This is a genomic window from Sporomusa sp. 246TCP1 (genome assembly GCF_057319775.1).
In genome coordinates this window covers 1773826-1799220 of sequence record NZ_CM170492.1, presented here as the reverse complement: position 1 = coordinate 1799220, position 25395 = coordinate 1773826, and the positions used below count along the sequence as shown (strand labels likewise).

The following is a 25395-nucleotide window of genomic DNA, read 5'->3' as shown; positions in this document are numbered from 1 at the left end:
CGCTGCTGTGGAGACTATCTTTTCTAAAACCTATAAATATTTAAAAACCCTCCTGGTCTATCAGCCACCGCATACTCCTACTCCCTTTGTATTAGATGATAAGTTAGACAAACAGCAACCCAACAGCAGTTTAGAGGACGGACTTGCGGGGCCGTTGGAGGAACTCCAGATACTTTTGCGCCAAGCCAAACAACTAAAAGAAGTCTTAGAAATGACGGCTAAACATCTTAAAGCAGGTCAGTTTACTCATCTAGCACAAATGAAAGCTGTGGAAAAAAAACTGGCAGCAATTAAGGCAGAGCGTTCCCCCGTTCGACTGGCCTATGATGCCGCAACTCACCCGGATAACAGGCAGGTGAGTGCTGTCCTTGCCGAAAACCGTGAGCTGCTAGAAAAACTATACAAGCTGCCGCACAACAAGGATGTTATTATTCGTAATCTTATTTTGCCTTTTTCCCCGCCGGTAAAAGCTATACTGGTGTTTATAGATGGTATGGTTGATAGTAAAACACTCAATCTGGCTGTTTTACAGCCATTAATGTATTTCTCGGCTGATCATGTGCGCGAAGGCGGTACCACCGGCAGTATTACTACCCAGATTATCGAGGAATGTTTACCTGCCAACCAGATCAACAAAGCCATAGATTACCAGTCCGTCCAGCATGGTATCAACAGTGGGGATTCAGCACTCTTTATTGATGGTGTTCCGGAAGCTATCTTAATCAACACCAGAGGTATGGTGCAGCGCGGCGTAAATAAACCTACAACAGAGCAAACGGTGCGCGGCTCACAGGCATCTTTTAGTGAAGGGCTGCGCATTAATACCGCCTTGATTCGCGGTACATTAAAGAGCAGCGAGCTTGTTACCGAGATCCTGTCTCTGGGTAAAAAAACCAATACCAGCTGTGCCATTATGTATTTAGAGTCTGTGGCCAATCCGTTGCTCGTAGCTGAACTAAAGCGCCGAATTGAGGGAATTTCCATCGACTACATGGGAGATATCGGGTCGCTCCAGCAGTTCATTGAGGATCATCCTGGCAATCTGTTTCCCCAGGCCCTTTCGACTGAACGGCCTGACCGGGTGTGTGTGCATCTGGCCGAAGGCCGGGTAGCCTTGATACTAGATGGTGTGCCGCTTGCCCATGTTGTGCCTGTCAGCTTTTTTACCTTTTTTCATTCAGCAGAAGATTTCTCGTTTAAAGCTATTGCAAGTACTGGACTGCGTATATTGCGTCTTGCTGCTGCCTTTATTACGCTATTGCTGCCTTCTCTATATTTGGCAATTAACTACTTTCATCAAGAGGCACTCCCAACCGAAATTGCTCTGGCTATTGCCGGCGCCCGCGAGAAAGTGCCATTTCCGGCGCTCATTGAGATTGTCCTCATGGAATTTTCTTTTGAACTTATTCGGGAAGGGGGATTACGCATTCCCGGAGTGCTGGGGGCGACAATCGGAATTGTCGGTGCACTTATTCTGGGACAGGCGGCAGTTACTGCCAATATTGTCAGTCCAATTGTAGTTATTATTATTGCCTTAGCAGGTCTGGCTTCCTTCGCTATTCCTGATTTTCAGATGGCAATGGCTTTCCGCATTATCCGCTTTCCTATGCTTATGCTGGCAGCAACATTAGGGCTGGTCGGTGTTGCTTCCGGGTTTCTACTGCTTGTACTCCAATTATGCAGTATGAAATCTTTTGGTATGCCATATATGCTGCCGATAGCTCCCCGGGTGGAGGGCAACCTGGATGTGGTGGTACGCGGTCCGGTGTTTCAGCAAGAAAAACCACCAGACGGTTTGAATACCAAAGAAACTATTAAACAGCCTGCTATAAGTCGGGAATGGTTAAAAGAAAAACCACTGAGAGGACAAGATAAGCCATGAGTTATCAGCCTGGCCGCATGGGTATAGCTGAGGGTATGGCCTTAGTATTTATTATACTATTGCCGCGTATTTTTCTAACAACACCTGCCAATGATGCCGCTATTGTCGCTACTGCCGACTGGTGGATGATCCTTGTTTCTGGCTTACTAACGATCTTGACCATTATCGCCTGGGTTTATATTTTGCAACAAACTCCTGGCGACCTTTTTAGCATCTCTGAAAAACTGTTAGGACGTATTGGCGCATGGCTAGTAACAATCACATGCATTGTATTTTTCTTTCTTAATGCGGCACTCCTGTTGCGCCAATTTGCCGAGAATACCTTACTTACAGCCTTACCACAAATGGAGTTTAGTTTCATTATCGGCTGGTATGCTTTTGTCGCTGCACTAGGTGCTCTCTTAGGCCTGGAAGCACTGGCGCGCGGAACCTACCTGTTATTGCCGATAAGCATTTTTAGTTTACTAATAGTCCTGCTCCTATTAGCTCCCAATTATGACATCTATAATCTGGCTCCCTGGCAGGGTTACGGGCTTCTGCCTTCACTAAAACACGGAATGCAGAACGCGGGTACCAACTTTGGCGCGCTGATTCTTGTGATTGTTGCACCTGCTATGCAGAATGTCCGAACTTTCAAATGGGCCAGTATTTTCGGAATAATGGGCTGTGTCTTTCTCAAAGCATTATCCATTATGGTATTCACTATGGTATTTGGAATTGCCGTGGCAAGTGAAAAAACACTACCTTTTTTTGAGATGGCCCGCTTAGTATATTTGAGCCGCTACCTGCAACGGATTGAGTCGTTATTTATCATACTGTGGGTTATTGTAGGGTTGCTGGGAATTGCTATCAGCCTTTATATGGGAGCCTATTTAATTACCCGTTTATTGAAGCTGCCGGCTCTCCAACCACTCATTCCACTGTCGGCTTATATTATTGCGCAACTAGCCATGATACCGCCTGACATTGCCACAGTTATTCGCATAGATGGGCTTGTAGTAACAAACTTCTTTACTGTTGGTCTAGTCGCTATCCCACTATTACTGCTAATTGTATCTATAGTGAAGGCTATAAAAAAGGAGGGCGCGTCGTGTTCTTCCGATTGATTATTATATCTTTAAGCTTGGCGGTATGCCTTGTATTATCAGGTTGTTCCGGTGCTAAGGAAACTGACGAAGTGGCCTATGTTTTGGCTGTTGGGATTGATTATCTGCCAAACAAACAGATAAATATTACCTATCTGATTGCTGTTCCCAGGGCACTAGGCGCCACTGGAGGTGGCGGTGATGCAGACAGTGGCAAAAGCCTGGTTGTTACTACCATCAAGGCTCCCTCCTTAATCGAAGGCCGTTCTTTGCTCAGCGCCTCACTTGGCCGGGTCCCTGATTTATCCCATATTAAGGTATGGGTTGTCGGTGAAGAATTAGCACGACAAGGACTGGAGAATTTAGTAGGACCACTCCTCCGGTTTCGTGAATATCGCGGATCTATGTTTTTGATGGTGGTTAGTGATACAGCACAGGGATTTATCAATAAAAATAAGCCGTCAATTGACGTATTACCTTCACGCTGGATTGAAGGTCTCTTGTTATCAGGGTCTGAGACCGGCTATTTATTGCCTACGCATGTTCATGAGTTTTATAATCGGCTAAAGACTACGAGCGGTGCTCCCTATGCTGTATATGCGGCAATTAATCCCTTATCAGGTACAGATAGGCCTAGCGCTCAACCAATCCCACCAGAACGAGCTAAGGAGTATCTTCCCGGCGATATACCGCGTGAAGGCGGTAATCCTGCCGCTATTATTGGTACGGCTGTATTTAAAGGTGATAAGCTGGCAGGGATGCTGACTAACGAAGAAACGCGCATGGTTGCTATCCTTATGGGGAATTTCCCCAAAGGCTTTTTAACGATAGTCGATCCCCAAAAAACCGAGCGGAATGTGCACATTCTTTTGCGGTTAGGCAAAAATCCACAAATTAATGTTAGCTTCGTAAATAACCGGCCTGTTATTGATATTAATGTGCTGTTAGAAGGCGAACTCGCCAGTATTGCCAGCAATATCAACTATGAGTCCGAGGATAACAGGGAATTATTAGAAGAAGAGGTGTCAAAAACCATCAAACTAGAAATGGTAGAGATGCTTAACCATACACAAGCGCTTGGTACTGATGTTGTTAATTTTGGCCGCTACTTCCGGCCTAAGTTCCAGACCTACGATGAGGTTGCCAATTTTAATTGGAATGACCTTTATCCTGAGGCTGAATTTCAAGTACAAATCCATACTAAAATCCGTCGTACCGGACTAATGTTTCAGAGCATGCCGATAAGGGGTAATGACTAATGGATTATATATACCTTGGTATAGGTACTGTCATTGGTTTTCATGCCCTGACATATGCCTGGTGGCTGAAAAAAAATGGCAATACAGTGGGGGCAATTGGAATAGTTATCTTGGTTATGACTGGTCTGGCCCTGCCATTGCTGCGTATGCTCACGGGAAATTAGAATAGTATTTTGAGAAAAAACACGCTATTTCACAAAAGCAGGAGATATTTTGCAAATTTGGTAGCAATACGCCGGTATCTGTCTATTTTATGTTATCGAATATTTGATTTTATAAAATATTTTCGTTATTATTTAAATAGTGTTAGCACTCAACTTCTAAGAGTGCTAACAACAGAATTTTTGATAATATTGGAGGTTCGTAATGTCTCAAGAAACAATTAACAAAGAAACAAAAGAATTTCAGGCTGAGACTAAGCAGCTACTGGATCTAATGATTCACTCAATTTATACAAACCGGGAGATTTTTTTACGGGAGCTTATCTCAAACGCCTCAGATGCTATTGATAAAATTCGGTTTGAATCATTAACAAATCATGACTTGCTTGAAGGCACTGATGATTTTGAAATTTTTATCCTTCCTGACGAAACGACCAACACCCTCACTATCTCTGACAATGGCATGGGTATGACCTACGCCGAAGTTGTGGAAAACATCGGCACCATTGCCAAATCTGGCACCAAAGCCTTTCTAGATAAAATAAAAACAGCCGGCTCAGCAGCTGATACTGAACTAATCGGTCAATTTGGCGTTGGTTTCTATTCAGCCTTCATGGTAGCAGAAAAAGTTACTTTACTTACCCGTGCTCCCGGTCAGTCTAAGGGCATTCGCTGGGAGTCCAACGGTGACGGCACTTATACTATTGAAGAGTGTGCCAAAGATACTCGTGGTACAACCATTATCTTAACCCTTAAAGAGGAATATCGCTCTGCCGAACATGCTGAGGAAAACTTTCTCAACAACTATCGCTTGGAGAACCTGATCAAAAAATATTCTGATTATATCCGTTACCCAATTAAGATGAATTTTACTAAAGAGGAAAAACCGTTGGATGCGGACGGCAAAGTGATCGAAGATGCCCCGCCCACCAAGACAATTGAAGTTCGTACGCTCAACTCTATGGCACCCCTCTGGACTAAGAATAAAAACGACATCACTCAGGAAGAGTACTATCAATTATACAAAAATCTCTTCCATGATTGGGAAAACCCCCTGGAAATTATCCACTCCAAAGTGGAAGGTGCTGTAGAATATACCAGCCTGCTGTTTCTTCCATCTCACGCGCCTTTTGATTTTTACCAGCGAGAGTCTACGACAGGCATCCGTTTATATTCCAAAAACGTTTTTATCATGGACAATTGTCAGGATCTCCTGCCTGATTACCTGCGTTTTGTTCGCGGGCTAGTCGATTCTCCCGACTTTTCTCTCAATATCTCCCGTGAACTTCTCCAACAGAGTCAACAGTTGAAACGGGTTGGCAAAAATCTGGAGAAAAGCATACTAAAGACACTGGAAACCATGCTAACAAAAGACCGGCCTAAATATGAAAAATTTTGGCATGAATACGGCAAAGCCATCAAAACTGGCATATATTCTGAGTACCAGAGCCGGGACAAGTTAAAGAATCTCCTGCTCTTTGCCACCTCACACGCGGCCGATGAACTGACTACGCTGGAAGACTACACCAAACGCATGCCGGAAACCCAAAAGGTTATCTACTACGCGACAGGCAAAGACCGCTCCGCAGTGGAACGCTTACCACAAATGGAACTACTGCGCGAAAAGAACATCGAAGTGCTCTATCTTTTTGACCGGGTAGATGAATTTGCTATTGATGCCTTGCAAGAATATGAAGCGAAAAAGTTTCAGTCAGTTAGCCGCGGCAACCTCGAACTTGACGACATTGACTCCCCTGAAACCAAAAAGGATATTGATGCATTAGCCAAAGAAAATGAGCCGCTGATTAAAGCCATTAAGGAACGTCTAACTGGCAAAGTAGCTGACGTTAAAATCAGTAATCGCCTAAAAACCAGTGCCGTATGCCTGGTTAGCGATGATAACGGCATTAGCCTGTCTATGGAACAAATTTTATCGGAAATGAACAAAACTATGTATAAAGCTAACCGGATTCTTGAAATTAATCCTGAACACGAGCTATTTGGGATACTGAAGAATCTGTATCAGACGGCCCCTGACTCTGACCCATTTAAAGATTATTGTGATTTACTGTATGGACAAGCATTACTCATGGAAGGGATTACCCCGGATGACCCCATCAGTTTTGCTAATAAAGTGGCCAATCTTATGGCCCATAGCGCACAATAGCACCAAGCGCCTACCAGACTTATTCTGGGCGGCGCTTTTCTTTTCTTTATATAAAAAATAATACTGCCTATTCCGTTTTTGCAAGCGGATAGTAGTAAGCGTCAAAAATGCCGTCACCTTGACAACAAGTCATTTGGTAACGGCATTAGTTTTACAGTAATCTGGAACAAAACTGGGCATTAGTCGTTGTAGTGCCTCAACATCATTTCGTATATCCCAGTTGGGTGCGTTTTTAAAAATATAAGTCAGGTAGGCATATGGATTGAGCCCATTTTCCTTTGCGGTTTCTATTATGCTAAACACAACTGCGCTGGCTTTAGCTCCTCGCGGTGTGTTGGCAAAGAGAAAATTTTTGCGGTCAATCACAAACGGCTTAATGCTGCGCTCGGCGCGATTGTTACTGATTTCCAGCCTTCCGTCCAGTAGATATCGTTCGAGATATTTCCATTGCTCCAACGTATAGTGCACGGCTCTGCCAAATCCGCTCTTGGTAGATGCCTTTACTGTATGAAGGTACGACAAAAACTCGTCAAGCACTGGTTTTGCCAGTTCCTGACGCTTTTTATAGCGTTCTTCCGGTGTACAATCAGCTAGTTGGCGCTCAATAGTAAATAGCTTATCGCAATATTGTTTGCCACGTTGCGCCCCAGAGCCTTCTCGGTCTTTTTCCAAAAGGCCTTTTAGCGCCTCGTCAAATTTTCTTCTGGCATGTGCCCAGCAGCCCACAATGACGATTCGCTCCGGCAAGCTATGATACCCGGCATAACCATCCGTATGAAGGTAGCCGCTAAACTCCTGCAAAAATTCTAAAGGATGCTTTGCCTTCCGGTCTGGCTGATAATCACACAGCACAATAGGTATACTAGCACACCCGCCAGTTCTATACAGCCACATGTAGCTTTTGCTTTGCGCAGATTTGCCCGGCTCGTGAAGTACCTGTAAAATGGTTTCATCTGCGTGGAGCACTGGCTGTATGGAAAGTAGCTCTTTAAAGGCATCATAGATTGGCTCCAGCCAATCTTCAGAACACCGAATTAGCCAGTTAGACATAGTTTGTTTGGAAAGAGCTATGCCCATACGGCTCAAATCTTGCTCCTGGCGATGCAATGGCATTCCATTTGCAAATTTCTGTGTCATAATATGAGCAACTGCTTCTGGAGAAGCAAAGCTTCCTTTGATTACCGGCTTGTCCATTGGTGCCTTGATAATAGGCACGCTGCATGAATTGACTTCACAGTCGCGGCAGGCATATACATAGTCAATATGTTCTACGATAACTGCCTTGGCCGGGATGATCTTCAATTCGCGGCGGACATTTTTACCCATAATATGCAGTTTTGAACCACATTCCGGGCATTCCTGTTCATGTTCCGGTAAAAAATGCTCTACAACCTCTATTGGTAAATCGGCAGGAATGGTCTCTTTTCTTTCTTTGACATTCTTACGATAATGCTTCTGAACTTCAGTCAATTCAGGCTCGGGCACCCGTTCATCTGCTGTTGCCTCCGCCTCGTTAAAAAGATTAAACTGATCGTATTTGCTTTTTTCACTGGAGGAGCCGAACTGTTTTTGTTTGGAAAGACGCATTTGCTCCATCAGCCACTTGACCTGTTGAGTCAGTTCCTCATTTTGTATTTTTAGTGCCTCATATTCAGTACGAGAAACAGAGATCATTTCTTCTTGTGTATTAGTACCGTTCACTAGAATTTTCATGTAATAATTATACCATATTTTATGGCTTTTTTCCATGAAAAATCCGTTAAATCCATTGATTTTGCAGGATATTTAGGACTTTCAGCAAATTAGACGATTTGTATTTTATCGACTTTTTTATGCGCCCTCGGCTGTTGAATGCTTAACCCTTCCATTAGCCAACGAAACTGTTGTGGCGTAATGTGTTTGACCTCTTTTTCATCTTTTGGCCACTGAAAGCCTCCGTTCTCCAGCCGTTTATACAAAAGTACAAAGCCATCGCCATCCCAAAAGAGCGCTTTGATTCGATCACGCCGACGGTACAAAACAGGAACAGACTGCTGGAGAACGGATCTAGGTGAAAGCATTGCTGTATGGTCGCTGCCAGACCATCAATAGATCTTCTCATATCGGTGTGGCCACAGGCGAGAAAGATATGTTCGATTTTAGATATATCACCTAACATAAATGTTTCAGTGCCAGAAGCGTAGCCTCCACGGTTACCATATCAGCGCCTTGATAGACATGGATTTGCATATCGTTACGCTCAATCGTGATAGCCAATGTTTCCGCACGATGCTTAGGCATCTTCATTTCTGCAAATACCGAACCCTGTACGGGAACAGCCTCGCTGGAGGCAGGGAGACTTACCGAAATTGCCCGGCAAGTCTCCTGACATACAAGTTTCTGCCAATGATAGTATGTTTTCACGTTAATGTTATTTTCGCTGCACCACGTTTTAATGGTTTTGCCACTGTTGCGGCAAGCCGTAACAATATTGCGCCATTTCTCCAATCGAACTTCATGCGTCACTTTCTGTACGCTCATAAAAGTAGACCTCCTGCGAGTTTCTAAGAATCCAAATGACTCCAACAAACTCTATGTGATTCTCTTGGACCTATTGTCTCATCCGGAGGCCTGGTTGTACATGTGACGATTTATTTGACGCTTACGGATAGTAGCTTACTTTGTTAAACGTATGTTCGGAATTATTTCGAACATACGTTTTTATATGGTAGTATACATAATTAATAATATAAAAATTATTCCATTAATTACACAGGCTTTTTTACAAAAAGACAGAAGGTTTTATGTTAACTTTATAGAACTATCCTAGCATAAAGAAAAATTACTTATTACATGCTGAACCAGCAATATAGAGTGATGGGGAACGCTCTTATGAGCAGGTCAGTAATGTTATAAGATAACCTGTACCTACCTAAGTCTACTAAGAGGAAACATGGAAACTCTTATGAACACTGTTGGATAGAATATGGGTTATTAGTTACAAGTCATTTGAAATTTTCCCCCGAAAAAATTTTAGGAGGAACAATTATGAAAAAGGAATTATTAACTGCTGCCGTACTATCTGCCCTAACTCTATCTGCTGCTTCGGTTTTCGCTTCCCCTATTACGTTTTCCGGTGATGGCTACATTCAGTACAATAATACTACCCAAGCTCCCAGTGCCTTTAACTGGGATAACTGGAACGGCATTGACACCCGTTTTCGTCTGAACGTTGATGGTAATATTACTGATAACCTTCGTGCACATGTTCGCTTTGTACAAGAACAAGACGTTTCAACCGAATATGCATCAAATCAGGCCAGAATGGATATGGCCTATATCGCAGGCAAGTTTGATAATTTTGAAATCCAGGTCGGTAAAGATGATCTTTTCACAGGTAAAGGACTTTTAATTGATGACCATCAATTTACCGGTGTCAAAGCAAGCACCACTCTGGATGTATTAAAATTAAGCGGTTTCTACGGCAAAGATAGTGACCGTACAAGAACTGGCACTTTAGATTTAAGTACCTCATTAAATGGCGTAAACCTTGGCGCTAACTATGTTTTATTTGATACTACCCATTACTATGGCGTAAATGCCGATACTACAATTGGTGATGCCGTGCTGAATGCCGAATATGTTAAAAATTCCGAGACTTCTGCTGATGGCTATATGGCCGGCATAACTAAAGGTGCCTACACTGTTTCTTACCGTGATATCGAAGATGGTGCAGTACCAACTTTCCACACTACTAATCTTAACTATGATAATTCCAAAGGCTTCAAAGTAAGTGCCAAATACGATGTAACTAAGAACTCCAGCATTACCCTTTACCAAGATTTTGCAAAAGATCAGGCTGGTGCTAAAAAACATCGTACGAATGTTGAATACGACTTTAATTTCTAGCTCAAAGTAACGCAATTTCTGGCAGTCTCTCGCAGACTGCCTTTTTTTATAAGATAAGAAAGTATATGTTTTTTGAACCGCAGAGACACAGAGTATGCAGAGGGAATGTCTCGATATACATCTCCCCTCTGCGCTCTCTGTGTCCTCTGCGGTTAGAGCCGTATCCTCAAGGGCGCGATAGCGCTTTTTTAATTTTCATAAGCATTAATTTCCCTGGACTGCAAAATCTCTTAGTATACTTCAAACAAAGTTGTGAGAATCTATATTCAATTACAAAAAATACATTAAATGAGGTGCTATGCATGACTCCTGAAAAAAATCAAGATAAAGACAAAAATACTAAACCCGCTAACCAGCCTACAAAACAAGAAGAAGAGGCAACGCAAGTAGTAGAAATCCAGAACATAATTAGTAGTTTGCCATAAGGAGAGGAACTATAGTGAATGATCCCTATGCCCGAAATATGTTTGGTAAATTTAACCCCTATTTTGCCAAACGACAAACAACAGGAAATTTGGCAGTAGTACTTGACGGCACTTTCGACGATCGAGGTCTAGAGCTAATCTCCCCCTCGTCACGAGCTGTTAGAGCATCAGAAATTCATGAACTCATTCTCTCTGATGAACAAACCGGACCAGGACAAAGGGTGAATCGCATTGCTTATGTCGGTTTTATCGAAATAAACCGTGGCGGAGTAATTGTCGTTGGAGATTCGGTGAGCGCAGGCGATACCGTTATCGGTACAATTGCCGGTTTTGACGAAACACATATGCCAAACCATCTAAATATAGTTTTGGCTGGCAATAGAAAAACCGGTCGGGAACTACAACTTTCTGTGGAAAACGCTATCACGATAGGATAATAAGGAGGAATCATTTTGAGTTTTGAGGCCAAAGTAAAAGAGCTGGGCTTAACCATTCCAGAAGTAGCCAAACCTGTAGCAGCATATGTTCCTTCGATTAAGGTTGGAGATTATGTATATACTTCTGGTCAAATACCTTTTGTTGAAGGTAAGCTGGCGTATGCTGGTAAAGTCGGCAAAGACCTTTCGTTAGAACAAGGCTATGAAGCGGCCAAAGTTTGCGCTTTAAACTGCCTGGCTGCAACAAAAAGTGTGATTGGCAGCTTAGATAACATTGAGCAGGTAGTAAAAGTCGTAGGTTTTGTAAACAGTGCACCTGGCTTTGTCGATCAACCAAAAGTAATAAACGGCGCTTCTGAGTTAATCGGAACTGTTTTTGGCAAACAGGGCGAACACACTCGTTCAGCCGTTGGTGTAGCGGAACTACCGATTAACGCTGCTGTTGAAGTGGAAATGATTGTTAAGGTAAAGTCATAATATAACAACTATGTACATTATTTTGGCCGCTAAACGCGATAAAATAGAATTGAAATAATGGGGGAATTTCAGCATGGCTTTTAAATATAAATTCCAAATGTACAAACACCTTCAGGCAAATATCGCAAACATTTATGCCGATGCCCGCAAGGCGGCTGATGAACTAAATATTCCTGCAGATATTCGTGGTAAATTTGGTATGACAGGCGGTATTTCAGGTTGTCCGGCACCGCTTCGTGACGATATCATGCACGCCGGGGAAGAAGCAGGTAAAAAAGTAATTCCTTTAGCTGGCATGGTTGACCAAATACGCGAATTAGTTAAAGATATTTACGGTGACGAATACGATGCTGCTCCGACTAGCACCTGCGAAGCCGGTCTGTGGGTAGCCTTTGATTCCTTGTTCACCCCTCCTAATCTAGGTCGTGGTGACAACTATCGCGCTCGCTACTTTGCTCCGCTTGAGAAACATTTTCATCATCAAGGCGGCTACGGTCGGCCGTTTCCCGGACGGTATAAAGATATTATTGCCGACCGCGGAACCACTCCGGGTGAACTCGGTTTCTATGGTAAACGTCAAAACAATTTAGATACCGTTATTATTCCATTGGCTGGTGCCAAGTATGATGTTCATGGTATCAAATATCATCCTTGTCCTTTGTTAACTACAGTTGATGCTAAGCAAGTGTATGAGGATATGAAAAAATTCGCTCAGATTCATGCCAGCATGTTTACCGGTATCACATCGCTAGGTTATGAGACCCCAGGCTACGGCTACGGCGAAAAAGACGCAGATGGCACTCCTGTACTGCAAAAAATGTATGCTAAACTGGCTAATGAATATGGGGTTCCTTATGTTATTGACAATGCTTGGGGGGTACCAGGCATTGGTCACAATATTCGCAAATCCGGTGCTGATGTCATCATCTACAGCATGGATAAAGCTAGTGGTGCTGCTACAAGCGGTCTGATTATCGGTAAAGAGGATATTATGGTTCCCATTCGTCGTGCGATGGGTCTACATGGGGATAGATGGGGTACTGGTTCATCCTACGGTAAAGCTGCCTATGTAACATTTGATCCTGGCAAAGAAGCTCTTGCAACGCAAATTCAAGCCTTAAAAGTACTGCGCGATAACCCCGAAGTATATACCAAATCAGTAGATGATCTCTATGATGTAGTTGTCGAAGAATTTGCTAATATCCATCCCAAACTAAAGGCGGGCATTATTATTAGCAAGTCGTATAATTCCCGCGCAGTTGAGGTTAACTACGAAGGAACTTGGGGTAAAGGTGAAATGGGTCTCCCCATCTTCTCCATTGAAGATATGTATTCCGGTACTAACCTGCTGCAATCCGGAATGGCTCAAATGGGTGTAATTCCGACAGTTGCTTATGATGGAAATATCTATATTTCCCCTGACCTTGCTACTACCGACAGCAAAGGAAATCTTTTAAAAGATGTCATGCGGTATGGTATTAAGGCCCAAATTATGCTAATGGAAATAATCGCCAAGTATGCAGAGATCCTCTAAGCACTAGCTGCAAAGTAAAAGAAGGAGGCATTGGGGACAATCCTTAATGCCTTCTTTCTGTAAAAAACGCACAAGGAGGATATCATGGCTAAAAAAGTAGTAATTGTAGGTGGCGGATGGGCAGGTACTGCTGCCGCGTTAGCAGCCAAAAAAGCTGGTTGTGAGGTAGAACTGTTTGAGCGGACAGACATGCTATTGGGTACCGGTTTGGTTGGCGGCATCATGCGTAATAACGGACGATTTACGGTTACCGAAGAAATGATTGCCATGGGTGGCGGTGATTTGTTTGAAATTACCGATGCCAATTCACGTCATAAGAATATTGAGTTTCCCGGACACCAGCATGCTAATTTATACGATGTGTCAACAATTGAACCAGCTGTTCGCAAAGCACTTTTAGATGCAGACATAAGAATCAACCTTAAATCCCGGGTCAAAGACATTGTTATGGAAAATGGAAAAATAGTCCGAGTAATCGCTGATGTATTCCATGAAAATCAAAGCATTGAAGCCGCCGGTGATGCCTTTGTCGATGTTTCCGGTACAGCCGGACCTCAATCTAACTGCAGTAAGTATGGTAATGGTTGTGCAATGTGTATTTACCGCTGTCCGACCTTCGGACCGCGCTTCAGTATTGCCGCTAAAGCCGGTATAAAAGAGATGATTGGTGAAAAAGCTGACGGTACTTTGGGAGCAATGAGCGGCTCCTGTAAATTACACAAAGATTCTTTAGCACCCGAAATTAGAGATACCTTAGATCGCACCGGCGTCTGTGTAATTCCCGTCCCTCCTCATCTGCAAAATAGTATTTCCTCCCTTGGACAAAAAGCTTGCCAACAATATGCCCTTAAAGAATTTGCAGAAAATATCATTCTATTAGACACTGGACATGCTAAATTAATGACTGCCTATTATCCGCTTGACATACTCCGTCAAATCCCCGGTTGTGAAAATGCACGATTTGAAGATCCATATGCAGGTGGTATAGGCAACTCTATGCGTTATTTTGGGATGTTACCCCGTGACAATGCTTTGAAAGTAGAGGCACTAGAAAATGTCTTCTGTGGCGGCGAAAAGGCTGGTTTGCTAGTAGGACATACCGAGGCAATTATAACAGGAACTTTAGCCGGCCATAATGCTGCCAGACACGCACTAGGTCGGGAGAACATTGAAATCCCCAAAACCTTAGCCTGCGGCGAAGGTATCGCTCATGTAAAGGAACAGATGCATACTAAAGAAGGTTTAACGAAAAAGTATACCTTCTCAGGGTCGGTATTGTTTGAGCATATAAAAAGCAAAAATCTCTACATTACCGACATTGATAAAATTAAAGAAAATGTCCAGCAGGCTGATATGACCGGCATTTTCGCCCAATCGCTAACGTAATACTCGTAGTATTTCCCTTGAAGCAGGGAGATGATAAGTTTTGCTTGAGGTGGTTATTGGTATTGCCGGCACAGCAAAAAACACAGGAAAAACGACGACCAGCGCAGCAATTCTTGATGAGCTAAGGTATCGCGATATTCCTATTTTCTTAACCAGTATTGGTTATGATGGTGAAAACCTAGACAATATTACCGGCCTTCCCAAACCAAAATTAAAAGTAATGAGAAAAGACATCATTGCTACTGCAGAAAAATGTGTAGCAACCAGCACCGCTCAATTAAAGATACTTGATATAACGAATATCCATACACCACTAGGAAAAGTAGTAATCACACAAGTACTTTCGCCGGGACTGATAGTAACTGCCGGTCCCAACAAAAGCACTGAAGTACGCTTACTCCGGGATTTACTGCACCAAATCGGTCCGGGTGTAACTATTTTTGATGGTGCACTCAACCGTATCGCACCAATGGCCGAAACAGATGGTATCATCCTGACTACAGGTGCAGCCCGTACAACTAATATTCCAGTTCTATCACTAGAAACGGAAATGTTGTGGCGATTATCCAATCTGCCATATGCCGGGCAGATATCCAAACTAACTGAAAAAAAGATGACATGTGTCACTTTACTTAATTCAAATCTACAAGAAATAGCCAGTAGTCAGCACCCTTCCCTCTTGACTGTGCAGGAAGCAGCGCGATTATTTCAAGGTTTTGACGATAGCGAGGGCCACCTGATTATTCCGGGAGTCACCACTGAAAAAGTACTGCAAACTCTTTATGAATTTTTTATCAATAGTGAACAGCGACTGTTCTTAACTTTTGCCGATCCAATTAAGCTTCTTACTGCTGACAATCTGGTAACCTTTTACCAAAAATTAGACAAGCTCTATGAAGCCGGCATTTTTGCTGTCGTACTGCGTCGGGTACCCTTGTTCGCCGTAACGATAAATCCTTTTTACCCTGAATACCGTTTTGAATCAAAAACTTATGTTCCCAATCATATTGATTTCCACACTCTAGAAGTATCGGTAAGACGTAAAATTGCAATTCCTGTATACAATGTCGCACGGCATGGAGCCAAGCACCTTGTAGATATCATCCTGACCCATGCCCACCATTGGGAAGCTCCCGAAACGGTATATTTTGAGTAACGAGGTGAACTGGCATATGACCAATCCGCAACATCAGATTATGGACGCACTTGATGTAGAAACCTTCTTTGTGTGTGATACTGAACAACAGGGCCGCAATCTTATGTTAAGTATGCTAAAAAACTGGGGCTTTACTGATGTAGACATTGTATTTGCCCAACATATCGGTCCTGGCACGCGAATCCGGGGTCGTGCCTATGCTTACCGCCCATCAGATAAATATACCTGGCTGCTAAGAGAAGCTGCAAAGGGGGAACAAGCTTGAAAAAAGTAGTGATTTTAGCTCCCCTTGATCCTGTACATGATATTGGGCTAAAAATGATTGGACGAGGTTTAAATCAAGCTGGGCATGAAATTTTTTTGCTACCTCCGGATCTCACTCCAGATGAAATTGTTGAAATGGTTTTCAGCAAAGGCAAAGTTGACATTCTCTTAGTAAGCCGTACCCTTGGCTATGGCGTAGGTGAAATTTTGGCGCGTTTCATCGATCTAGCTGATGCCGCCGGTCTCCGTACCAACACCAAGATTGGTATCGGCGGTATGGCGATTCGCCCTGAACTAGCTGCAGAGTTGGGCTTCGACGCCGGATTTGGTCCAGGAACGACAGTAGAAGAAGTAGTTTGTTTCGTCGAGGGCCGCGAATACCACCCTGACCCCTTCCGCAGCAAAAAAGACAAGACAGATATGACGGCAAATTATGATTACCAGTACCGCCATAGTGCTATTGGAGAAAAACTTGGCCGTATTTCGGAAATGATTTTAGATTGGGTAAAAAACAAGACCTCGCCTGCCGTAAAACGGGCCAAACTCAGAGATGAGCTGTGGGATGTAGAACGCTGGCGTAAACGCCAAGGTAATGGTGATTTATATAACCATTATCCCCAGTTATGTAGTGAAATCCCTCAAAAATACTATACTACAGGCGAGCTGCACCCCAAAACCCGACGGTTTACCATTGAAGAAGTACGAGGCCTTGAAAAATATTTAGAAGAAACCAAGGCGCGTATGTCGGTGCTAAAATTACAACATACGCGCAAAAAGCCGCTGGTCTTTAACCAATATGGTACAGGCTGTCCATTTATGGATGTCGGTCATATTCTCGCCAGTGAAGCCTGGGGCGCAGATGGCGTAGTCCATTTTGACCCTTCCTGGGGTGCACGTACTGAAGGCTTTTTGGATGGCTTCCTGACCCACCAAGAAGATGGAACAGTGATAACACCGGCTAATCTGAATCGCATTCATGGCTCGTTAGAAAAGTCCACGTTATGGCAAGTACGTGCCCATCGAGGACTCAACACACCGGAAACGGTAGTGCTGTCCGGGAAAATCGGGGCCGATTTAACCAAAATCAATATCTGCTATGGAGCATTAGGCGCAGGGACTGACCCGGAACGTATGACAGTCGATGGCTATCATTCCATCTTATATGCCCAGAAATACAACATGCCGTTTGATGTTGTGACCAATGAAGAATTAGCGGGTGTACCTGCCTACAAGGCCTTTGCCGGGATGCTCATTGTAAGCGATTTGGCTGTCCATTTAGGTGCACGTCCCATTTTGCAACCACTCTTTGCCTATTCACCCGAAGTAATGATTCATGAATATATGGAAGATAACTATATTGATTTCAATGCTGGTAAAATTTTCGCATTGCGCAATATCATCAATGCTCCCATTTGGCCAGGTGCACCCATTGGCTTTCTGACCCATACGGAAGACCGTGTCCAATCCGCCACAACTACTGCCCTACATGCTTGTCTGGCTATGGCACTTGAAGTAGACGCTATTTCTATTGCTTCCACAGACGAAGCCTACTCGGGTGGCCCTATTTCGGTTCCAGCCAAAATCGACACCCTCCGAGCTGTACAAGACAGTTTTCGTTTCTTTGGCCAAGCAGGCATCCAACCTACTCATCAGGCAGATAAATATGCGGAACAGATCACCGCAGAAATTGAAAAAGTTCTCGACGACGTCTTAGCTACCGGTGATTTTGTCACCGCTATTCACAAAGGTGTGCTCGGCAGTCGCGAGGAAGGTGCCTATCCTGGCCGAACTGGCAAGGATACGGTTACGACTATATAAGCGCCCCATAATTACCTACCTAATACTAGCAAAATATCAAATAAAAAATATGTCTTGTTATTTCACACGTAAAATAGAGCATGTTAGAAGGGGGATTTAACATTGGTAGCATTGACTTCAGCTCATTGGTTGTTTCTATTTTGGGTATTTGTTGTAATTGTTGTTATGGCACTACGTAAGGATCCTCTTGTTCCCTGCATTCTCGGGCTGTTAACGGTGGGATGGGTGGTCAAGCAATCTGTGGTGGGCGCTGTTTCTACTGTTTTCAATGCCCTTATTGTCGCCGGCAATGAGTTTTGGGGGATTATCGTAGTAATTTCGCTGATTGTTGCTTTATCAAAACTGCTAAGCGACACCGGAGCTGATTATCTTGTTATGAGTCCTGCTGCTAAATTAATGATCAACCCTGATATTGCATTCTGGGTCTTGGGCTTATCTATGCTGCTTGCCTCCTGGTTTTTTTGGCCGTCACCGGCAGTTGCATTAATTGGCGCGATTATGGTTCCTGTTGCAGTTAGAGCCGGACTCCCGGTAATGGGCGCAGCTATAGCCATGAATTTATTCGGTCATGGAATTGCCTTATCAACCGATTATGTAATTCAAGGCGCACCTACAATTACTGCCAAAGCAGCCGGATTTACTGACCCCGGGCCAATCATATCGGCTAGTATACCTTTGGCTATTACAATGGGTCTGGTGACAACGGTTACAGCCTATTTTCTGATAAAAAAAGATATGAGAAATAATCCCGAGGCTTTAAAAAATGAACAAACCACGTTTCTTGCCAAGGAAGTACAAAAGGATGTCAACACGACTTCCTACATTCTTGCTTGGGTTACGCCATTGGCCTTTCTTGCTGATGTAGCTGCAATGTGGGTTTTAAAACTGAAAGGTGGCGACGCCACGGCCCTCCTGGGAGCTACTGCATTGATAATCTTAGCGTTTGGTACTATGCTAAAGGATGGCTGGGAAGGATTAGAGAAAATAACTGAATACATTAGAGATGGATTTATGTTTGGTATTAAGGTTTTTGCGCCAGTACTCATCATCGGAGGTTTCTTTTTTCTTGGAAAGGGTGATTTAGCTAAATCTATATTAGGCGTAAACACAGCTACAGGATTTCTAGAGGACTTTGGTATTGTTCTGTCGCAAGTAATTCCCTTGAATAAATTCTTTGTAGCGATTGTCAGTTTAGCTACAGGTATTATAGTCGGACTAGACGGATCGGGTTTTTCTCCGTTGCCTCTTGTTGGGAGTGTTGCAGCTACCTTCGGTTCAGCAATGCCTATTGATAAAGCTACGTTGGCGGCATTGGGACAAATTGCCGGGGTATGGACAGGCGGGGGGACAATTATCCCCTGGGGACTTATTCCTGTGGCTGCTATAACAGGTGTGAATCCAATTGAATTAGCTAGGAGAAATTTTGTACCAGTTGTTTTAGGATTCATTGCGACAACCATTGTGGCTATTTTTTTACTGTAGCACCCTATAGCAATAGTACCTGCTGATCCTAATAACATAACAAGAGTAACTCCAAGGTTTTGATAAAACTCTGGAGTTACTCTTGTTACTATTTGCATGTGTAAAGTATTACGTATTTACTATGTGCATTGGGCTACATTTACCATCACTATAACCTCATTAAGCTTACTGGGAAATAACGGCACCCTCGTTGCCTGGCCGCAATGGTTTAGTATCATTGACAAATCCTTGCCTCCACGCAAAAACCGGTTAGCTATAAGCATAACACTACCTTTCTCAGCAGTGAGGCACTGGGCAGCCTCATAATTAACCAGCTGTTTAGAACGTTTAACATTAAATCCGTTTTTTTCAAGGATACTCTGACATTCATCCAATTCTATATTAATAGAGTCGCGGATGTCGATGTTTTTTTCTGCATAAAGGAAATCTAATATATTTTTCATAATAGACATAAATATCACTCCTATTTTACGTAGCCACAGACCAAGCCTCGGTCTTGCATCAGCTCTTTCTGATATCATTATAGCCTCAGGCAAACTATAAGTAAAATAGATACTAATGATAATTACTATATACGAAATAGATAGTAATGTACTTGTTTAATTTGTAAGATAATCGATATGGCATACTATACTTCACTTATATCTATGTCGAAGTTATTAATATAGGGAGATTTATCATGGAAATAATCCATCTTCAGTATTTTATTGCAGTCGCTCGCTATAAAAGCTTCAGCAAAGCAGCTGCTGCATCTCACGTCTCCCAGTCAGTCATAAGTAAATTGGTAAAAAATCTAGAAGAGGAACTAGGCATCGCGTTGCTAAATCGCACTTCTAAAAAAGTAGCATTAACTGATGCAGGAGCAATCTTCCTTACTGATGCTGAAAATGTTGTTACTCTTTTCAGAAATCTTATCAGCGACTTTGAAAATAAATGTAAACTTCCTAAAGGAAAAGTCAGTATTGGTCTGCCACTAATGACTGAAGCAGTATCATTTGCTCAATTATTGGGGGAATTTCGCAAAAACTACCCGGAAATTGAAACAGACTTATATGAGGAAGAAAAGTCATCCTCTATCCTATCCAGCCAAACTATTTCTAGAGTTCACCCAAGCATATTTGCATAACGACAACCTTAAGTGATATTTCCCGAATTTTAATTAGATTACCCATCATTTTACTCCTTTTGCAATTATATGATGACTATAGCATAATCTATTCCGTAACGGTAAAGTCAAGAGAATAGTAATTTTAAAATTAACCGAATGTTTTTCCAGCAGTAAGGAGTAAATCGTTTTGAATACTAAGTTTTTTGAGTATTACGATAAATATTGGGGCTTAGTATGTCGAGCAACCATTGTCCTAGATGAGTTCTACCATACTTTCTTTAGAACTTGTTCGACAAATACCCTGGCAACATCGGCATCAACTTGTTTACCTGCATTGTTTTTTAGTTCCTTGATGGCTGTCTCTTCACTCAAGGCCGCTTGATAAATTTTATCAGTAGTCATTGCATCATAGGCATCTGCTATAATTAATATTTTTGATTGCAATGGTATTTCGTTATTTATCAAACCCCTGGGATAACCTTTTCCATCTATTCTTTCATGGTGAGCTAACACGAATTCCGCTACCCGTGAAAATTCATTTATAGATCTCAGTATTTGATACCCAATTTCAGGATGGCGCTTAATCTCTACCCATTCATAAGCATTGAGGGTTTCAGGTTTATTCAATATATTTTCATTAATTCCTATCTTACCGATGTCATGTAACAAACCAGCTATTTTAAGCTCATTGACTTCATTCGACCCCAAGCCTAAAGCAATGCCGATGTTTTTGCAAAATTCACTGACACGCTCAGAGTGATGTTGTTCTCTTTCATTTTTTTCATATAAGGTCTTGGTAATTAGCTTTATTGTTTCGCTCTTCATACTAGTGCTTTCAGACAATTTGTTTCTATACATATGATCTTCGGCTTGCATATAGATTTGAGTGATATCTTTGTTAGCTTGATCCTTTGTGCCCCAACCAAATGAAACAGATAAAATCGTATTATTTATTTTCGTTTTGCCAATTGATACATTGATGCGTTGCACGATTCCTTCTGCTTCTGCCGAATCAGTTTTAGGCAATACAAGCATAAATTCATCGCCGCCAATTCTTGCTACAATATCATCATTCCGACATTCCTTCTTCAAAATGTCCGCAATTCCTTTTATCAACTGATCTCCTGCTAAATGACCAAAAGCATCATTGGTTAACTTTAATCCATTGACATCTGCCATAATTAAAGTGATTGGCAGGTTTCTTGCTGTATCAAGCCGTTTTAATTCTTCTTCATAAAACCTACGATTATACAAACCAGTTAACTGATCGTGATAGCTTAGATATACAATTTCTTCTTCCGACTGTTTACGTTCGGTAATATCGCTTTGAAAATTTAATGTAGCATCCCTTCCCTCCCATTCAATTAAAACTGAATTCATTTCAACCCATCGAATACTCGTATCTTTTCTTAACATCCTGTATTGATATCTAAAATCAGCAGATTCACCACTTACCTGCCTTAGATAATAACTAGCGACCAACTCCCTGTCCTCAGAAAAAATAAATTCTGCAAAGGGGATTGAAGTCAGTTCCTCCTGTGAATATCCTGATAATTCAGCTGCCATGGGGTTAGAAAACTTTAATTTTCCATCTTGGATAACCAAAATAGCTTCCAGAGCATGCTCAATCAACAGTCGATATTTTTCCTCTGACTGTTGTAGCTTTTTTTCCGTCAGCTTACGTTCGGAGATGTCACGTGTAACACCTCTTACCTCTACATGACCATTTTCTTCATTCCTGTAAAAATTTGCAATAACTTCTGTCCATACCGTCGTTCCATCTTTACAGGGCTGTTCAAGTTCTTCCATGAAGTACCTATCAAGGGTTTCCTTTTCAGAAAGAAACCCTGTGACTTTCTGACTAATAACCCCCCGTACATATGCTGCACCCTCTGGGGTAAGCGCTGCCTCTAATGGTGCTGACATAACTTCTTCCGCTGTATATCCTCTAAGGTTATATACCGAGGGACTTACATAAACAAAGTGCATTGTTTCCGTGTCAAGAATCCAAATTACATCTCTAATATTTTCTGCTAATACACGATACCGTTCTTCGCTTTTTTTCAACCTTTCTTCTGACTGCTTACGCTCGGTAATATCACGAACAACACTAATAATATGTGAGTAGCCATTCAGTGTGATGACTTTAGCAGATAGGAGAGCTGTGATTTTCTCTCCACTCTTTTTACGAAAAACCATTTCCCTATTTTTAGAGAATCCCTGCTCTTGGAGTTCCTTCATCCAATTGTGTCGATCGCCATGGTTTTCATAGAAGTTGATTTCCAGCGTATTGGCGCCAATAACTTCATCTCTTGTGTAGCATGTCAGTGCTAAGAAAGCCTGATTGATATCCACTATTACACCATCACTATAACGGGTAATTAGAGTTGGATCAGGACTTGTGCTGAAAATTGCCTCAAAATGCTCTTTTGCTTCTTTAAGCGCTCTTTGCGACTGAGCCGATTCATGCAAGGTTTTCTCCAATTGTCTGGTCATATCATTAAACGCCTGAGAAAACTCACCCAAAAAATCTACGCGTTGGCTAAAATCACCTGAGGCTATGACTTTTGTCTGCCATATCAGATGTTGCAGGGTGGCTTGCATGCCTTTGAGCACACCTGGCAAATAGCCTTTTCCCCTAATTGGATATGTTAGTTCACCGTTTCCGATGTCAATAAACGCCTTGCGGAATTCCAGCAAGGCGTTATATAGAATTTCAAACCCTTCAATATTTGATAACTCCTGAGGCGGATGGGATGGAATTTCTCTGTCAGAAATTAGACTCTGCAATAATTTAACTACAACCTCGCTCTGCCTTAAATGACTCATAAAAAACCTCAATATTATTTTGATTTGACTGCCTTAGCAATAAAGCGGCAGGTTCGATCGCCCGTACACCAACAATCTATCTCTTTAACATGATATTGAGTTCCAGAATAGCATTCAAACAATGATGCTATAAACCCTTCGTCATAGGTACATATCTCATAGTCTAGTTCTGGCAACCCGGAACAGTCCAAGTCTTCTGCAACCGTAAGGACAAACTCTCCATTTTGCGTATCTGCTTTTTCGACACGCAAAATTCCAATCCCCAGTTCCTTTAACGCTACCTGTAACTGCCTAACAAATTCGTTGAGATCATTTGTGGCTGTAAGCATATGATTATAGAATTCTTTTCCCGCCATTTTACCTGCTTCAAAGAAAATCTGGTCGGTTTTTTCAGTACCAACATGCTGCTCAATAACATCACGAAAAGTAAACTGCATCAGACGGTACACTTCAAGGCGTGTTTGATTTCCTAGATTTGGGCGACCATCAGCTATATCACCAATAAGGTTCCATGAAAACTTATACTTACGTTCTTTGTCCATAAATATGCGCTCCCTTCTATTAGCACTAAACTCGCCAGGGAACCCCTCAGGAACGGTGTAGATGTTGCAAGTTAGCCTCTCTTTACATAAACCAATGACATAGTTGCCGTATTCAAGCTATTTGAAGTAATTTACTTCGTCAATTAATGGCAAATTCCTCTTAGAGTGTGTTTCAAAATAAGAGTTTTGAAAAAAGCCCCTAGGGATGGTTACGCTGCATTCTCAGTGGTTTAACTTTTCAAATGGTCCAGTACCTTTACCAACACTGAATTTAAAATACTAATTTGTATCCTGAGTTTCACAAAACCCAGGATACAAAACAGCATAAAGAAGAGTTACAATTATTTCCTGGAAATAATTGTAACGCAACTATCTGAAGTCACGCGGCAGCTTAATTGAACCTGCCGGCAATTTTGCTTGTCCAAATTCATAGGCCGGACATCGTATTGGCGTACCCTCTTTGTATCTACTATTTCCGAGTAAAAAATTTTGTTTAAAGTGGTCACAGCGATTTGCGTTTTTAAAGCGGCAACCCGGACAATCAATGGTAGGCGGAATGCTTCCTTGCTTGGCCTTATGAATAAACTGCCTGGCATGTAAGAGGTCATTCAAATAATAGTTTACAAGCCGCGTTACACCCTCTGTCTGCAAATCATTCAATTTTTGCAGATTTTTAATGGCCTTGTTAAGTTCAATCTCATACGGTAATGTATCAGGTATTTGATCGAGAAGAGCCAAATCATCGGTAAGTGTTTTAAGCTTAGCTTTTGCCTGCAGGGGATTGGAACCAAGATAAACAGAGGTGTTTTTAGGAAGCTTGGTTTCAGGATTATAGCTGCTGTCTTTCAGATAAAACGTTCCATTTTTGCGTAGCTCAATATTCATTTTCAGTTTCCTCTCAAAACTAAATATGTATATATACTCACGATAGATTTGTGAGTATATATTCCAGGAAAACCAATATACTCACAAATCTATCGTGAGTATATTATAGCATGTGAACCGTATACTCACAAACTAAATGTGAGTTTGCAGATAGACGTGCTCAGATTCGATTAAGCCAACTGCCCTGGCCCAGTGGTATTTTTCCGAGCCACGTTCTGAGCCGTTACTGAAAAGGTTATCGATTTTCAATAAAAATTCCGTCAAGCAGACAACCTGAGCCGGCATAAGATTAACTGAGGTGATGGGAGTAATGCTAAGATAAATACTTAAAAAGAGGAAAATTAGTGGTACCAAACCATTTGGTTATAGCTATGATGCTGTTAAAAGCTCCTCTGCAATCAATGAAACTGAAGCCAATATTGTTTGAATAATTTCCAACTTCACTATTACCAATTAAATGGGTACAGCACGTATCTGCAGGGAGCTCACTGCGCGGGGTATCCCCCTCCCCGCGCAAAAAATAACGGTCGGAATTGCCGCTACAATTAAGACCATTTTTGAAATCAATGTTCGACTTAGACTAAAGTAAAGAAGAGGTCATACCTTGATT

At 42.2% G+C, this 25395-nt stretch carries 23 protein-coding genes; 16 read left to right on the top strand and 7 right to left on the bottom strand.

Annotated elements, in window-relative coordinates:
* Positions 1–7 precede the first annotated feature (7 nt).
* From AC1ECB_RS08945 to htpG, 5 genes are all read left to right on the top strand, one after another.
* Positions 8–1882 carry a spore germination protein gene (locus tag AC1ECB_RS08945; RefSeq protein WP_485668374.1) on the top strand — a complete coding sequence of 625 codons (1875 nt, stop codon included), beginning with the start codon at positions 8–10 and terminating at the stop codon, positions 1880–1882.
* On the top strand, positions 1879–2988 hold the full coding sequence (locus tag AC1ECB_RS08940; RefSeq protein ID WP_485668373.1) for a GerAB/ArcD/ProY family transporter: 1110 nt from the start codon (positions 1879–1881) through the stop codon (positions 2986–2988). Before AC1ECB_RS08945 ends, AC1ECB_RS08940 begins: the two co-directional genes overlap by 4 nt.
* Positions 2973–4226 carry a Ger(x)C family spore germination protein gene (locus tag AC1ECB_RS08935; RefSeq protein WP_485668372.1) on the top strand — a complete coding sequence of 418 codons (1254 nt, stop codon included), beginning with the start codon at positions 2973–2975 and terminating at the stop codon, positions 4224–4226. Before AC1ECB_RS08940 ends, AC1ECB_RS08935 begins: the two co-directional genes overlap by 16 nt.
* Positions 4226–4390, top strand: coding sequence for a hypothetical protein (locus tag AC1ECB_RS08930; protein WP_485668371.1), 165 nt, complete (start codon positions 4226–4228; stop codon positions 4388–4390). The genes AC1ECB_RS08935 and AC1ECB_RS08930 overlap by 1 nt, the downstream gene beginning before the upstream one ends.
* 202 nt (positions 4391–4592) lie before the next feature.
* Entirely contained in the window at positions 4593–6554 is a 1962-nt protein-coding gene (htpG, locus tag AC1ECB_RS08925) for a molecular chaperone HtpG (RefSeq protein ID WP_485668370.1), read from the top strand.
* A gap of 129 nt (positions 6555–6683) precedes the next feature.
* Here the strand turns inward: htpG and tnpC are convergent, their stop codons facing one another.
* The 3 genes from tnpC to tnpA all read right to left on the bottom strand — a co-directional run bounded on the left by tnpC (position 6684) and on the right by tnpA (position 9074).
* Complete coding sequence (tnpC, locus tag AC1ECB_RS08920; RefSeq protein ID WP_485664464.1) at positions 6684–8267, bottom strand: IS66 family transposase; 1584 nt, start codon at positions 8265–8267, stop codon at positions 6684–6686.
* Positions 8268–8356: 89 nt separating this feature from the next.
* Positions 8357–8614 (bottom strand): IS66 family insertion sequence element accessory protein TnpB, encoded by a 258-nt coding sequence (gene tnpB / locus AC1ECB_RS08915; protein ID WP_485668369.1) that lies wholly within the window; start codon positions 8612–8614, stop codon positions 8357–8359.
* Between the two features lie 91 nt (positions 8615–8705).
* Positions 8706–9074, bottom strand: a complete 369-nt coding sequence (tnpA, locus tag AC1ECB_RS08910; RefSeq protein WP_485664427.1) for an IS66 family insertion sequence element accessory protein TnpA — start codon at positions 9072–9074, stop codon at positions 8706–8708.
* Positions 9075–9581: 507 nt separating this feature from the next.
* On the opposite strand from tnpA, the gene AC1ECB_RS08905 reads away from it, so the two are divergent.
* The 10 genes from AC1ECB_RS08905 to AC1ECB_RS08860 all read left to right on the top strand — a co-directional run bounded on the left by AC1ECB_RS08905 (position 9582) and on the right by AC1ECB_RS08860 (position 19421).
* A complete protein-coding gene (locus AC1ECB_RS08905; RefSeq protein ID WP_485668368.1) occupies positions 9582–10442 on the top strand; it encodes a porin family protein in 861 nt (286 codons plus the stop codon).
* Between the two features lie 302 nt (positions 10443–10744).
* Positions 10745–10867: a hypothetical protein gene (locus AC1ECB_RS08900; RefSeq protein WP_485668367.1), complete on the top strand. Its 123-nt coding sequence runs from the start codon at positions 10745–10747 to the stop codon at positions 10865–10867.
* Between the two features lie 14 nt (positions 10868–10881).
* Positions 10882–11304 carry a DUF6917 domain-containing protein gene (locus AC1ECB_RS08895; protein WP_485668366.1) on the top strand — a complete coding sequence of 141 codons (423 nt, stop codon included), beginning with the start codon at positions 10882–10884 and terminating at the stop codon, positions 11302–11304.
* A gap of 15 nt (positions 11305–11319) precedes the next feature.
* Complete coding sequence (locus AC1ECB_RS08890) at positions 11320–11781, top strand: RidA family protein (protein WP_485668365.1); 462 nt, start codon at positions 11320–11322, stop codon at positions 11779–11781.
* Positions 11782–11854: 73 nt separating this feature from the next.
* Positions 11855–13315 carry a hypothetical protein gene (locus AC1ECB_RS08885; RefSeq protein ID WP_485668364.1) on the top strand — a complete coding sequence of 487 codons (1461 nt, stop codon included), beginning with the start codon at positions 11855–11857 and terminating at the stop codon, positions 13313–13315.
* 84 nt (positions 13316–13399) lie between these two features.
* Entirely contained in the window at positions 13400–14701 is a 1302-nt protein-coding gene (locus tag AC1ECB_RS08880) for an FAD-dependent oxidoreductase (RefSeq protein ID WP_485668363.1), read from the top strand.
* A 49-nt stretch (positions 14702–14750) separates the two neighbouring features.
* Positions 14751–15857, top strand: coding sequence for a KamB family protein (locus tag AC1ECB_RS08875; protein ID WP_485669302.1), 1107 nt, complete (start codon positions 14751–14753; stop codon positions 15855–15857).
* Positions 15858–15873: 16 nt separating this feature from the next.
* A complete protein-coding gene (locus AC1ECB_RS08870) occupies positions 15874–16122 on the top strand; it encodes a hypothetical protein (RefSeq protein WP_464260672.1) in 249 nt (82 codons plus the stop codon).
* Positions 16119–17939: a cobalamin B12-binding domain-containing protein gene (locus tag AC1ECB_RS08865; protein ID WP_485668362.1), complete on the top strand. Its 1821-nt coding sequence runs from the start codon at positions 16119–16121 to the stop codon at positions 17937–17939. Before AC1ECB_RS08870 ends, AC1ECB_RS08865 begins: the two co-directional genes overlap by 4 nt.
* Before the next feature lie 102 nt (positions 17940–18041).
* Positions 18042–19421 carry a hypothetical protein gene (locus tag AC1ECB_RS08860; protein ID WP_485668361.1) on the top strand — a complete coding sequence of 460 codons (1380 nt, stop codon included), beginning with the start codon at positions 18042–18044 and terminating at the stop codon, positions 19419–19421.
* 119 nt (positions 19422–19540) lie between these two features.
* On the opposite strand, the gene AC1ECB_RS08855 is transcribed toward AC1ECB_RS08860, so the two are convergent.
* The gene (locus tag AC1ECB_RS08855; RefSeq protein ID WP_485668360.1) at positions 19541–19873 is read right to left on the bottom strand and encodes a hypothetical protein; all 333 of its coding nucleotides are present in this window, start codon (positions 19871–19873) and stop codon (positions 19541–19543) included.
* 227 nt (positions 19874–20100) lie between these two features.
* Between AC1ECB_RS08855 and AC1ECB_RS08850 the strand changes: the two genes are divergently transcribed.
* Entirely contained in the window at positions 20101–20547 is a 447-nt protein-coding gene (locus AC1ECB_RS08850; protein ID WP_485668359.1) for a LysR family transcriptional regulator, read from the top strand.
* A 246-nt stretch (positions 20548–20793) separates the two neighbouring features.
* On the opposite strand, the gene AC1ECB_RS08845 is transcribed toward AC1ECB_RS08850, so the two are convergent.
* The 3 genes from AC1ECB_RS08845 to AC1ECB_RS08835 all read right to left on the bottom strand — a co-directional run bounded on the left by AC1ECB_RS08845 (position 20794) and on the right by AC1ECB_RS08835 (position 24785).
* The gene (locus tag AC1ECB_RS08845; RefSeq protein WP_485668358.1) at positions 20794–23358 is read right to left on the bottom strand and encodes a PAS domain S-box protein; all 2565 of its coding nucleotides are present in this window, start codon (positions 23356–23358) and stop codon (positions 20794–20796) included.
* Between the two features lie 14 nt (positions 23359–23372).
* The gene (locus tag AC1ECB_RS08840) at positions 23373–23900 is read right to left on the bottom strand and encodes a V4R domain-containing protein (RefSeq protein ID WP_485668357.1); all 528 of its coding nucleotides are present in this window, start codon (positions 23898–23900) and stop codon (positions 23373–23375) included.
* Between the two features lie 369 nt (positions 23901–24269).
* Positions 24270–24785, bottom strand: coding sequence for a hypothetical protein (locus AC1ECB_RS08835; RefSeq protein WP_485668356.1), 516 nt, complete (start codon positions 24783–24785; stop codon positions 24270–24272).
* Between the last annotated feature and the right edge of the window lie 610 nt (positions 24786–25395).

What these genes read in the sequence shown, in the direction of transcription:
- AC1ECB_RS08940 (WP_485668373.1), top strand. Translation starts at nt 1,879, where the DNA reads ATGAGTTATCAGCCTGGCCGCATGGGTATAGCTGAGGGTATGGCCTTA.
- AC1ECB_RS08930 (WP_485668371.1), top strand. Translation starts at nt 4,226, where the DNA reads ATGGATTATATATACCTTGGTATAGGTACTGTCATTGGTTTTCATGCC.
- htpG (WP_485668370.1), top strand. Translation starts at nt 4,593, where the DNA reads ATGTCTCAAGAAACAATTAACAAAGAAACAAAAGAATTTCAGGCTGAG.
- tnpC (WP_485664464.1), bottom strand. Translation starts at nt 8,267, where the DNA reads ATGAAAATTCTAGTGAACGGTACTAATACACAAGAAGAAATGATCTCT.
- tnpB (WP_485668369.1), bottom strand. Translation starts at nt 8,614, where the DNA reads ATGCTTTCACCTAGATCCGTTCTCCAGCAGTCTGTTCCTGTTTTGTAC.
- tnpA (WP_485664427.1), bottom strand. Translation starts at nt 9,074, where the DNA reads ATGAGCGTACAGAAAGTGACGCATGAAGTTCGATTGGAGAAATGGCGC.
- AC1ECB_RS08905 (WP_485668368.1), top strand. Translation starts at nt 9,582, where the DNA reads ATGAAAAAGGAATTATTAACTGCTGCCGTACTATCTGCCCTAACTCTA.
- AC1ECB_RS08900 (WP_485668367.1), top strand. Translation starts at nt 10,745, where the DNA reads ATGACTCCTGAAAAAAATCAAGATAAAGACAAAAATACTAAACCCGCT.
- AC1ECB_RS08885 (WP_485668364.1), top strand. Translation starts at nt 11,855, where the DNA reads ATGGCTTTTAAATATAAATTCCAAATGTACAAACACCTTCAGGCAAAT.
- AC1ECB_RS08880 (WP_485668363.1), top strand. Translation starts at nt 13,400, where the DNA reads ATGGCTAAAAAAGTAGTAATTGTAGGTGGCGGATGGGCAGGTACTGCT.
- AC1ECB_RS08870 (WP_464260672.1), top strand. Translation starts at nt 15,874, where the DNA reads ATGACCAATCCGCAACATCAGATTATGGACGCACTTGATGTAGAAACC.
- AC1ECB_RS08855 (WP_485668360.1), bottom strand. Translation starts at nt 19,873, where the DNA reads ATGTCTATTATGAAAAATATATTAGATTTCCTTTATGCAGAAAAAAAC.
- AC1ECB_RS08850 (WP_485668359.1), top strand. Translation starts at nt 20,101, where the DNA reads ATGGAAATAATCCATCTTCAGTATTTTATTGCAGTCGCTCGCTATAAA.
- AC1ECB_RS08845 (WP_485668358.1), bottom strand. Translation starts at nt 23,358, where the DNA reads ATGAGTCATTTAAGGCAGAGCGAGGTTGTAGTTAAATTATTGCAGAGT.
- AC1ECB_RS08840 (WP_485668357.1), bottom strand. Translation starts at nt 23,900, where the DNA reads ATGGACAAAGAACGTAAGTATAAGTTTTCATGGAACCTTATTGGTGAT.
- AC1ECB_RS08835 (WP_485668356.1), bottom strand. Translation starts at nt 24,785, where the DNA reads ATGAATATTGAGCTACGCAAAAATGGAACGTTTTATCTGAAAGACAGC.